Origin of the sequence: Suilimivivens aceti, assembly GCF_025567405.1 — a bacterium.
Taxonomy (GTDB): domain Bacteria; phylum Bacillota; class Clostridia; order Lachnospirales; family Lachnospiraceae; genus Suilimivivens; species Suilimivivens aceti.
This window is the reverse complement of the sequence record NZ_JAOQKJ010000020.1, coordinates 17344-28058: the sequence shown is the minus strand read 5'-3', so window position 1 is coordinate 28058 and position 10715 is coordinate 17344. Positions and strand designations below refer to the sequence as shown.

Sequence of the window (10715 nt, the reverse complement as noted above, 5' to 3'; positions counted from 1 at the left end):
TCCAACAATTCATCCATACCTACATCATAAAAAATAAGTCTATAGCCTCTGAATGAGAGGTCTATAAACTTATAATACGAGGTGTGTATCCATATGAAAATTATTAAAACAAAAGATTATGAACATATGAGCCGTGTCACAGCTAATCTTTTGTCAGCACAGGTTATTGTGAAGCCTGACTGCATTCTTGGACTGGCTACTGGCTCCACTCCCGTTGGTGCCTACAAACAGCTTGTCCAGTGGTTCCAGAAGGGAGATCTTGATTTTTCTGAGGTTACTTCAGTCAATCTGGATGAATATAAAGGTCTTTCCCCTGAAAATGATCAGAGCTACCGCTACTTTATGAATCATAACTTATTTGATCATATCAATATTAGAAAAGACCATACTTTCGTACCAAATGGACGTGAGCCTGATGCTGAAAAGGCCTGTGATGATTACAATAAGATCATCCATGACCTTGGTGGCATAGATCTTCAGCTTCTCGGTCTTGGAAACAACGGACATATCGGCTTTAACGAGCCTTCGTCCTCATTTGAAAAGGAAGCCTTCTTTGGATCTATCACTCCACAGGTACCAGCTTCCGTACTACAGCTCCACAGCGACGTTACTGTTGTCGGAGATGAAGCCGCACTTTCAATGCTCCCCCATTGACGTTGAAAGTGAAGCACAGCTTAATTGCTTACCAGTTATTTTTTGTAACTTCCCTTTATCCGCCGCAAGGCGGACCACACACAAAAAGGAGGATCTTCACTTTCACGGCTGCGTAGGCAGTGATATCAGTGACCACGACCTTGGAGGCATCCGGAAGATGGCTGCCTATGAATTAAAAAGCGGTATCACAGCAATCTGCCCTGCTACCATCAATCCTGCCAGAGAGCTTGGCATAGAAAAAGCACACGGTCAGATTACTGAGGGTGCGCTTTCCAATCTGCTGATCCTGGATCAGGATCTGAATATTAAAGATATTATTTTCAAGGGTCAGGTACTCAGCCTGTAGTTTCCTCATTTATCAGCCCTTCTGCAAAGCTGAGAATTGCCTGTACATAATCGTTTGTTGCTGCCAGGGAGCAGACCGCATGGTCTGCTCCCTGTACTGTCAGGCGCTTTTTTCTGCTCCTGCAGGCACCGTACAGGCTTTCACACATAGCATAGGGTACGACACTGTCCTTATCCCCATGGATAAAAAGAACCGGCAGCTTACCTGTTTCTACCCCTTCTATCGCTGAGGTTTCTTCCATATTAAAATGTCCGTACATTCTGGCTCCAAGCCTCACCAGTGGATACGTTGGCCACATGGGAAAATGCAGCTCTCTGATATTCTTCTTTATAATATCCTCCGGTGAGGTATAACCACAGTCTGCTATGATCCCTTTTACATTTACAGGCAGCTCTTCTGTCTCTGCCATCATCACCGTAGCTGCTCCCATGGACACCCCGGCAAGAAGTATTGTCTTTTCCTGGAAACGCTCTGCCAGATGCTCTGCCCATTTTCTGACATCCTTTTTCTCCCGGATACCAAAGGTAATGGTTCTGTCACTGCTTTCCCCATGAGAACGCTGCTCTGCCACAAAGAGTGAATATCCTTCCTTCCGAAACAACTGGAAAAATCCAAAGCCATCCCACTGATAGCCTCCATGATAACCATGAAAGAACAGGATCAGGGGCTTTCCTGTCTCTCCCTCATACAGCCTTCCCTGCAGGGTCAGATCATCCTCTGCCCGGATCGTAAGCTTCTCAAAGGGCATTCTGTCCATTAAAAGGCAGCTTTCCTTAAGCCGCTCTGTCCACGGTGCATACATCCGGCTCTCCGGCAGCTTTCCCGGTGCCAGTCTCTTCTTCTGCGGATAGCAGAAAATAATCCTGTACAGCACATAAGATGCCAGAATACCTGCCACTGCCAGCAGCAGGATCAGTATCAATGTCAATATTCCAGCCGTCATGGCTCTGCCCATTTTCAGACCTCCCTGCTTCCTGCTTTTTCTTTGTTCTTTTTATTTTATCAGTTTCTTTTCTCATTATCAATCTATTGTAGGCATAAAGTACTATGATGTTAAATATTCTCCCGGTAAAAACACAGTAAAAAAGTGAAGTTTTGGTTGATTTTGTCGGCTAAATATGTATAATTATTAGCAGGATATTTTATGATATTACTATATTAAAGAAAGAGGTCAGAAAAATGGCAGAAATCGATTTAAGCAAGTATGGCATTTCCGGAGTTACGGAAATCGTTCACAATCCTTCTTACGAAATGTTGTTCGAGGAAGAAACCAAACCTGAACTGGAAGGTTACGAAAAAGGTCAGGTCAGCGAACTTGGCGCTGTTAATGTAATGACCGGTATCTATACAGGTCGTTCCCCTAAAGACAAATACATCGTTGTAGATGAGAATTCCAAGGATACTGTATGGTGGACATCCGATGAGTACAAGAACGACAACCATCCTATGACAGAGGCTACATGGGCAGCTGTTAAGGATATCGCTAAGAAAGAGCTCTCCAACAAGAGACTTTTCGTGGTAGATGCTTTCTGTGGCGCTAATAAGGATACCCGTATGGCAATCCGTTTCATTGTTGAGGTTGCTTGGCAGGCTCACTTTGTTACCAATATGTTCATCAAGCCTACAGCTGAAGAGCTGAAGGACTTCGAGCCTGATTTCGTTGTTTACAACGCTTCCAAGGCTAAGGTTGAGAACTTCAAGGAGCTCGGTCTGAACTCCGAAACCTGCGTTGCTTTCAATATCACAAGCCGCGAGCAGGTTATTGTTAATACATGGTACGGCGGAGAAATGAAGAAGGGTATGTTCTCTATGATGAACTACTATCTGCCTCTGAAGGGCATGGCTTCCATGCACTGCTCTGCCAACACAGATATGGATGGCAAGAACACAGCTATCTTCTTCGGTCTTTCCGGAACAGGTAAGACAACCCTTTCCACAGATCCTAAGCGTCTCCTGATCGGTGATGACGAGCACGGCTGGGATGACAACGGCGTATTCAACTTCGAAGGTGGATGCTACGCTAAGGTTATCAACCTGGATAAGGATTCTGAGCCTGATATCTACAATGCAATCAAGCGCAACGCTCTTCTTGAGAATGTAACTCTTGATGCTGCAGGCAAAATTGATTTCGCAGATAAGAGCGTAACCGAGAATACTCGTGTATCTTATCCTATCAATCATATTAAAAACATTGTACGTCCTATCTCTTCCGCACCGGCAGCTAAGAACGTAATCTTCCTGTCCGCAGATGCTTTCGGCGTACTTCCTCCGGTATCTGCTCTGACACCTGATCAGACACAGTACTATTTCCTGTCAGGATTCACAGCTAAGCTGGCTGGTACAGAGCGTGGAATCACAGAGCCTACTCCTACCTTCTCTGCTTGCTTTGGACAGGCATTCCTTGAGCTGCATCCTACAAAGTATGCAGAAGAGCTCGTTAAGAAGATGGAGAAGAGCGGCGCTAAGGCTTATCTTGTAAACACAGGATGGAACGGAACTGGCAAGCGTATCTCCATTAAGGATACCCGTGGAATCATTGATGCAATCCTTAACGGTGACATCGTAAATGCTCCTACCAAGAAGATCCCTTACTTCAACTTCGAAGTACCTACAGCTCTTCCTGGAGTAGATCCTGCTATCCTTGATCCTCGTGATACTTATGCAGATGCTTCCGAATGGGAAACAAAGGCTAAGGATCTTGCACAGAGATTCATCAAGAACTTCGCTAAATACGAAGGAAACGATGCTGGTAAGGCACTTGTTGCTGCAGGTCCTCAGTTATAATTGATCCGCTGATAAAGCGTATTCTAATGAAAAGAACCGGATGTGGTTTTCCACATCCGGTTTTCTTTTTTATTCTTTCGGAATACAGATCTCTTCTATCGTCCTGACCCATTCTTCCTTATGACAGGCCAGAAGCTCTTCATGCTTCATATTAAATTCGTGCAGCACCGGCTTCGCAAAATGCTGATAGTAACGTTTTCTGTACTTTTCTCCCATCTGCAAGGCATATATGATATGGATCTCTCCATGCTTTGGTAAAATATGATCTGACAGGGGTGTTATCATATCCGATGCAAACTGCCTCTCCACACTTTCTCTGCTGATAAAGGAAAGACACTTTCCCTCCGGTGTCTTCATCATATTCACGAAGGTTTTCTCATACCCACTTCCATTTTCCATGATTTTCTTCATTTTCTTCTGCATGAATTTCTGCTTGAACTGCCCATCATGGATAAAGGGATAAAGAAGCGGCATGGCAATCTTACAAAGCAGTTTTGTTTTGAAGGCACCTGCCTGATCCAGATCTGAGCCGCCAAGAATGCCATAATCCATCTGGATATTTTCTCTGGCAGCCAACAGCCCTACGAAAGAACCACCAAGAGAGCAGCCATAAACAGCCCTTATATGACCACCATGCTTTTCCTTAATATAGTTTTCAATCTTTGTCGTTTCCTCCAGCATGGAAGGAAATTCAGTGTCCTCGGTGTCATCAAAGCCATCATAGGATACACAACATACATAAAAGTTCTTCTGCAGTGGCTCAATCACATGCCCGAAATTGGATCTCCAATAACAGCACGTACCCGGCAGCAACAGGATCGCAGGCTTCTGCTTATCTCCAAACTCATATACTTTCATCTCACACTGTCCTTCTTTCGTTCTGAAATTACTCTGTATCCTTATTGTAGCATTTCTGCGCAGGAACGAAATGAGAGATTTTCTCAGTATGATTTCCTATGGCACGCAAAAAGGCGTCTGCCATAAGCAGACGCCTCATGTTATCTTTAGTAGTTGTTATCTTTTCAGATTCCGATTCTTTAGGCCTTTCCGTTAGAACCAAGAACATTAACGATCTTGTGAGCAACCATTTCCTTAACAGCCTGTCTTGCGGGCTTTAAGTACTGACGAGGATCGAAATGATCAGGATGCTCTGCAAAATACTTACGGATAGTACCTGTCATAGCAAGACGAATATCGGAGTCGATATTGATCTTACATACAGCAAGCTGAGCTGCCTTACGAAGCTGCTCTTCCGGAATACCTACTGCATCAGGCATATTTCCACCGTACTGGTTAACCATCTTAACGAATTCCTGAGGAACGGAAGATGAACCATGAAGAACGATCGGGAATCCAGGAAGTCTCTTAATGCACTCCTCAAGAACGTCGAAACGAAGCGGAGGGGGAACAAGAATACCATCAGCATTTCTTGTACACTGATCAGCTGTAAACTTGTATGCACCATGAGAAGTACCGATTGCGATTGCAAGAGAGTCACAGCCTGTTCTATCAACGAACTCTTCTACTTCTTCAGGACGTGTATAAGCTTCATTACCAGACTCTACACAAACTTCATCTTCGATACCAGCCAGAGTACCAAGCTCTGCCTCTACTACAACGCCGTGAGCATGTGCATACTCAACAACCTGCTTGGTCAGTGCAATGTTTTCCTCAAAAGACTTGGAAGAAGCATCGATCATAACGGATGTGAATCCACCATCGATACAGGATTTACATAATTCAAAGGAATCACCATGATCCAAGTGAAGTGCGATCGGGATCTGAGGGTTCTCGATAACTGCTGCCTCAACTAACTTAACCAGATAAGTGTGGTTAGCGTAAGCACGAGCTCCCTTGGATACCTGAAGGATAACAGGGCTGTTCAGTTCGCCTGCTGCTTCAGTAATACCCTGAACGATTTCCATGTTGTTTACGTTGAAAGCACCGATTGCGTATCCGCCGTCATATGCCTTCTTGAACATTTCTGTTGTTGTTACTAATGACATAACTTTACATCCTTTCTATTGAATTTTTTATAGCTTTTTATCTTGCTAAAATCCAACTCCTATTTTAACAGCCAACCCTCCGAAAAACAACATTTTTATTATAAATTTTCATTTTCTTCGGGATTTTATTCCTTTCTTCCCTGTTTTCTTACACCTGAAGGCTGAATTTCCCGTTTTCTGCTCCTTCTTTCTGCAGGAAAAGCCGGATATTTTGATAAAGTTTCTCAAAATCAGCATCCATTTCCACAGGTTCTGTACCGGTATCTGTCTCTTCCTTTCCAGCTGTCGTCTCTTCTGTCCTGTCTGTCTGATCTGCGCTGCCTGCGGCTTCCTGCACCTGATCTGTTTCTCTGTCCTGCCTGTCCGCTACTTCCTGTGCCCGCTTCTCCTGCTCTTCCCCTTCTGTTGGAAGATCATGATATTCTGCTGATTTTGTAAATCTGGCATGCGCATCTGCAATCAGACATACCTCATTATTTAACTGGTTCATCAGCTCAACTTTTTTATGCTTCGGAATATAGGGATTGTTTGCAATCTCCTTGGCCCTGGCTGCGAAATTCCCCATCCGGTTCATTTTCAGCTTTTCCACATCTTCCTTTGACCTGCAGTTTTTCAGTTGCTTCTCATACTGCTTCTTTTCTGCCTGTGCACGCTCATATTCTGCCAGGGCTTCCGGATCCTTTTCCTTCAGCCTCTGGATCTCTTCTTCCGTCAGCGTACCTCCGCTTTTCAGCTTGGTATAAATCTGGCTGTAGCTGTCAGATTCCCGGATCTTGTCCATCTGATCCTGATAATTCTGCCATTCCCGCTCTTCTGCAGTCAGTTCCTTATCCTCTTTCTTTCCGGCTGCCATATCTGTCTTTTTCTTCTGCCATTTCTGATCCAGCATCTGCAGCTGCACCTGGCTGCGTATGGTTCCTGTAAGCATATCTCTCCCTCCCTGTCTCTCTGCTGTTCCTCATTTCAGGCTTCTGCACTGAATGTCGGCATGGCATCCAGTACCTCCTGCAATGGACTCCAGCCTGTCAGATCAAAGTCGTCCTCTGTATCCATATCCTTTTCATCTGATTCCTTAAAAGGGTTTTTCGTCTGCTTCTTCTTTGCTTTCTCCGCTTCGTCTATGGTATTTGGCAGTCTGCTGTAGGCTCCTGATCTGCGGAATTCTGTGGAAACATTGCTGACAGCAGCTGTCAGGTATTCCTTTGCCGGATCTTTGTCAGAAATACTGCTGTAAGCAGTTGATACGATCGCATCTGCCTCTTCTTTACTTTTCGCTCTCTTAAGCTGTTCCTTCAGCCCCTCTGCCATCTGCTGTATCCTGACTGCTGTCAGATACAGCTCTGTATTATACCGCCTAAGGAAATCCATTTCCTCTCCGGTCAGCTTCTTACCTGCTTTCAGCTTTGCTATGATCCTGGCCTCCATGCGTCTCTTTTCATCCTCTGACATTTCAGTCTTGGATTCTGTTTCTGTCAGCATCTGGAACACGTAGCCAGCCAGCTCCCTTTTGGAAGAAATTACTGTTTTTTCCTGTTTATTCTGCATCAGCACTTCCATCTGCCATCTCTCCTTCTCCTGACGGAATCTCCATCACAATCTCATACCGCTCCGGTCCTGCTGCCTGTCCACCGTTTTCTGACATGGATCTCCCTTCTGTTTTTTTCTCATCCTCAGTCAGCGCCTTTTTGTATTTCTTATGCTTCTTCGCAAGCATCCCTGCCTGCTTTGCCATCTGATACAGGTCACTGGAATAATCAAGCAGCGTCTGTTCATCCTTTGGTGGTACATGTCCGCCCTTTGCAATCCTTCTGGCTATTTCCATCGCTTTGGTCTGATCATTTGTTCTATCCTGCATGGTCTTTGATGATCTCTCCACTGCCTGTTGATCCTTCTTCATAATCCACTCTGCATTCATCTCATCCTGCAGTTCCTGCCACTGATCCCGGAGCTTTTCCAGCGCCTCTCTGGCTTCATCTGAAATGGAAATCCTGACCCCGTCTTCCTCAATATACCCATCCCGGACTGCATGTACATATTTCGTATAATCTGCCGTCAGGGAAACCTTTTTTGTCTGCTGCCCCTGCTGGTTCTGCTCCTTATCTGTCACCTTCTGCAGATAAACAGAAGACGCCCCCACAACCTGCATATCACTCTCTCCCCATATTTAGATATGTTTTCTGTCTGTCATTCCTGCTGCCTGTTATGTCGGCAGTTTTCTTTTCCTGATTCCTGTCTTTGCCTGTTATGTCGGCAGTTTACACATTCTGATAACCACCGCAATAAGGACATCTGCTGGAATATCCTGTTGCAGCCTGATAACTTGCACTGCAGTTTTTGCAGGTCACTGCCACCATTTTCAGCTTTTCAGGCTCAAGGGGCTTATCATCCATCAGCTCTGCTTCACCTGGAATCACCTCATCCCTTACAGATGCCGGATCAAAGTTGAATTTTCCCTGATATTCATAAATGGTAATGGTCATGCCAATAGGATATTCTCCACTTCCTCTTGCAAAGCCTGTAGGGATCACTGCCTCCCGTTCCACCTGATCTGTATCAAAATAACGTACCTTCGTGTTCACCGGATATCTGCCATTTACCGTATAAGAGGTATTCTCCACATAACCGTAGATCTTAGCCTCGTATCTGATTCCATGGGTTCTGATCTTCCGCTTACGTGAATAACTGATCAGAACAGCAATGATGAATCCGGCTCCAAGTGCCACAAATAATAGCGGTATCGCCACGAATGCCATAAATGGCATCCCTGTAAGCCTGGCCATGCTTCCCATAATAAGAGCAATCGTTCCTCCTATCGCCGCAAAAAATGCTCCTATAATAATCAGAATTTTCTGTGCTGCATTCATAGCTTCCCCTCTTCTTTCCTATTGTCCTGTTCTGATCTTATGTACCATCCCCATATTTTCATCTATACTCCCTGATCTACTGCAGCACCCTTCACATCATCTTCCACCAGGCTCATCTTATTCATCAGAGTCTTAATAGCCTGCTGTGCATCGGATACTGTATTTCCTGCATTTTCCATTTCCTTAGCAGCCTCCAGAATATCCTCTGTGAGCTTCTCCTGCTCCTTCCTGTCCTCTTTTCTGGCTTCGATCTGCTCTTCCAGCTCTTCCTTCTTCTCTTTTGCCTCTTCGGCCTTCTTCTTTTCCTCTTCCAGCTTTTCGTCGATATGCTGCTTACCCTCAGTGATCAGATCTCCAAGGATTTCATCACTGGCCGCTTCCAGCACGGAATCTGCCTGCTCTCTGGCCTTTACCATGGGATCGGATTTCAGCCGCTCAATCTTTGACTGTCTGACCACTGCATTCTCCATCTGGATCTCATCTTCTGTATCAGAAATCAGCTCTGCATAGGACTTTACCTGCTCATCCAGATTTTTCACCTCGTCACTGTCTGCTGCATAGCCCTGTTCTAACAGCTTTTCTCTCTGATCCTGCAGATCCTTCATAGCCGCCCTATTTTCGCCGCTCTCCTTCTGCAGAGTACGAACCTTTTCCCTGCGCTCGTTCAGATCGTCATCTATCTTCTTATCACCAGAAAAAGCATCCCCAATGATCTTCATGGCTTTCTTCTGCGCCTGTGCCTTTTTGGCTGCAATGGAATCTGAGGCCATGGCTGTGCCACGTCCGTCAATGATTTTATTTTCTTCGCTATGTTTTCTTTGAACCGCGTTATTTCCCATATAAAAGGAAATGTTCTTTACTCTCATGTCCGATTTCTCCTTCAACCTACGTTCTGCAGCTTCAACCTTTTCATAAAAAAAGGAAATGTTCCTGTTAAAGATATCGGATCATTTCCTGTTTCTGTTAATGCCAGTTTTCATCTTTGCAGTCCAAGGAGACACCAGCGCACACCCGGAATCCTTTTGACGATCTCATACAAAAGCAGGCCACCAAAGAAAGCTGCCAGCCCTGTCAGAACATACAGCAGGATACCCGGAAGATTCGTATAGGTATACAGTGCATATGCGCAGGCAGATAACGGCAGATAATGGAACACATAGAGTCCAAAGCTTCTCTGCTTCAGGAGCTGCCACCCACTGCTTTCTCTGTCAGCAAAGCGTTTCATACCTCCTATCACTGCAAGGCACATCAGCCATCCATAAAGTACGGCCAGAGGACTGTTTACGTAAGGCTCCACCGCATAATTTTTCCCATAATATACACAGGTGTAGAGGATCCCTGCCACAAATGCTGCAAGGAGCAGGGGCAGCCAGTATTTCTCCAGTTCCTTTATCACCTTTTCCTGAGTAAACACATAATACCCGGTCAGAAATGCCATTCCGTAAATACCAAAACGGTATACACAGATCACCGGCATATTCAGGATCTGTGCACTTCCATAGATAAGGATGCCAAGAAGCAGTGCTGTCAGAATCCCGGCTTTTTCTGTCAGTATAAACAGCCGTCCCTTTTCCAGCTTTCTGATCAGCAAAAGGACCATGGACAGTATCCACATGACCTGGATCGTCCAGAGTACCCCCGTTCCTGATACGCAGAGGATCAGATATAAAACAGGCCCTGGAATGATTTCCGGTATATTGTCAAAGGCATGGCTCACCGCCATATTAAAATACCCCTGTGCCCATCCAAATACCAGAACGCCTATAGTAGAAGGCACTAACAGCTTCCTGGTTCTTGCCCGGATATATTCCTTCTCTGTATGCTTTTCCAGATAAAACCGGGAACACATGCCGCTCAGGATAAAAAGGATCACCATAAACCAGGGATACAGCAGATACTGCAGGGTATCCTGTCCATGAAAGGCTGTCACCGGCCCGATCACGCCATCTGTTGCCACATGGTTAAACATATAGATCACATGGTACAGCACCACCAGAAGAATCGTCAGTGACCTTATATTATCTATGTATGATTTTCTCATGTTTTTTCCTACCTTTGCTA

At 45.1% G+C, this 10715-nt stretch carries 12 protein-coding genes; 3 read left to right on the top strand and 9 right to left on the bottom strand.

Features of this window, described 5'->3' with window-relative positions:
* Positions 1-93 precede the first annotated feature (93 nt).
* A complete protein-coding gene (locus OCV77_RS15680; RefSeq protein WP_262575930.1) occupies positions 94-654 on the top strand; it encodes a glucosamine-6-phosphate deaminase in 561 nt (186 codons plus the stop codon).
* 157 nt (positions 655-811) lie between these two features.
* Positions 812-1000 (top strand): amidohydrolase family protein, encoded by a 189-nt coding sequence (locus OCV77_RS15675; RefSeq protein WP_118799439.1) that lies wholly within the window; start codon positions 812-814, stop codon positions 998-1000.
* Here the strand turns inward: OCV77_RS15675 and OCV77_RS15670 are convergent.
* Positions 990-1955, bottom strand: a complete 966-nt coding sequence (locus tag OCV77_RS15670) for an alpha/beta hydrolase (protein ID WP_262575929.1) — start codon at positions 1953-1955, stop codon at positions 990-992. The genes OCV77_RS15675 and OCV77_RS15670 overlap by 11 nt on opposite strands.
* 224 nt (positions 1956-2179) lie before the next feature.
* On the opposite strand from OCV77_RS15670, the gene pckA reads away from it, so the two are divergent.
* Complete coding sequence (gene pckA / locus OCV77_RS15665) at positions 2180-3784, top strand: phosphoenolpyruvate carboxykinase (ATP) (protein WP_118799437.1); 1605 nt, start codon at positions 2180-2182, stop codon at positions 3782-3784.
* Positions 3785-3853: 69 nt separating this feature from the next.
* On the opposite strand, the gene OCV77_RS15660 is transcribed toward pckA, so the two are convergent.
* From OCV77_RS15660 to OCV77_RS15625, 8 genes are all read right to left on the bottom strand, one after another.
* Positions 3854-4642 (bottom strand): alpha/beta fold hydrolase, encoded by a 789-nt coding sequence (locus OCV77_RS15660; RefSeq protein ID WP_262575928.1) that lies wholly within the window; start codon positions 4640-4642, stop codon positions 3854-3856.
* A gap of 179 nt (positions 4643-4821) precedes the next feature.
* Entirely contained in the window at positions 4822-5790 is a 969-nt protein-coding gene (gene fba, locus OCV77_RS15655) for a class II fructose-1,6-bisphosphate aldolase (protein ID WP_118799436.1), read from the bottom strand.
* Positions 5791-5938: 148 nt separating this feature from the next.
* Complete coding sequence (locus tag OCV77_RS15650) at positions 5939-6718, bottom strand: hypothetical protein (protein ID WP_262575927.1); 780 nt, start codon at positions 6716-6718, stop codon at positions 5939-5941.
* 35 nt (positions 6719-6753) lie between these two features.
* A complete protein-coding gene (locus OCV77_RS15645; protein ID WP_262575926.1) occupies positions 6754-7347 on the bottom strand; it encodes a hypothetical protein in 594 nt (197 codons plus the stop codon).
* Positions 7325-7936, bottom strand: a complete 612-nt coding sequence (locus OCV77_RS15640; protein WP_262575925.1) for a hypothetical protein — start codon at positions 7934-7936, stop codon at positions 7325-7327. Before OCV77_RS15640 ends, OCV77_RS15645 begins: the two co-directional genes overlap by 23 nt.
* Positions 7937-8045: 109 nt before the next feature.
* On the bottom strand, positions 8046-8654 hold the full coding sequence (locus OCV77_RS15635) for an SUR7/PalI family protein (RefSeq protein WP_262575924.1): 609 nt from the start codon (positions 8652-8654) through the stop codon (positions 8046-8048).
* A gap of 62 nt (positions 8655-8716) precedes the next feature.
* On the bottom strand, positions 8717-9520 hold the full coding sequence (locus tag OCV77_RS15630) for a hypothetical protein (RefSeq protein ID WP_262575923.1): 804 nt from the start codon (positions 9518-9520) through the stop codon (positions 8717-8719).
* Between the two features lie 110 nt (positions 9521-9630).
* Positions 9631-10695 (bottom strand): acyltransferase family protein, encoded by a 1065-nt coding sequence (locus OCV77_RS15625; protein ID WP_262575922.1) that lies wholly within the window; start codon positions 10693-10695, stop codon positions 9631-9633.
* Positions 10696-10715 lie beyond the last annotated feature (20 nt).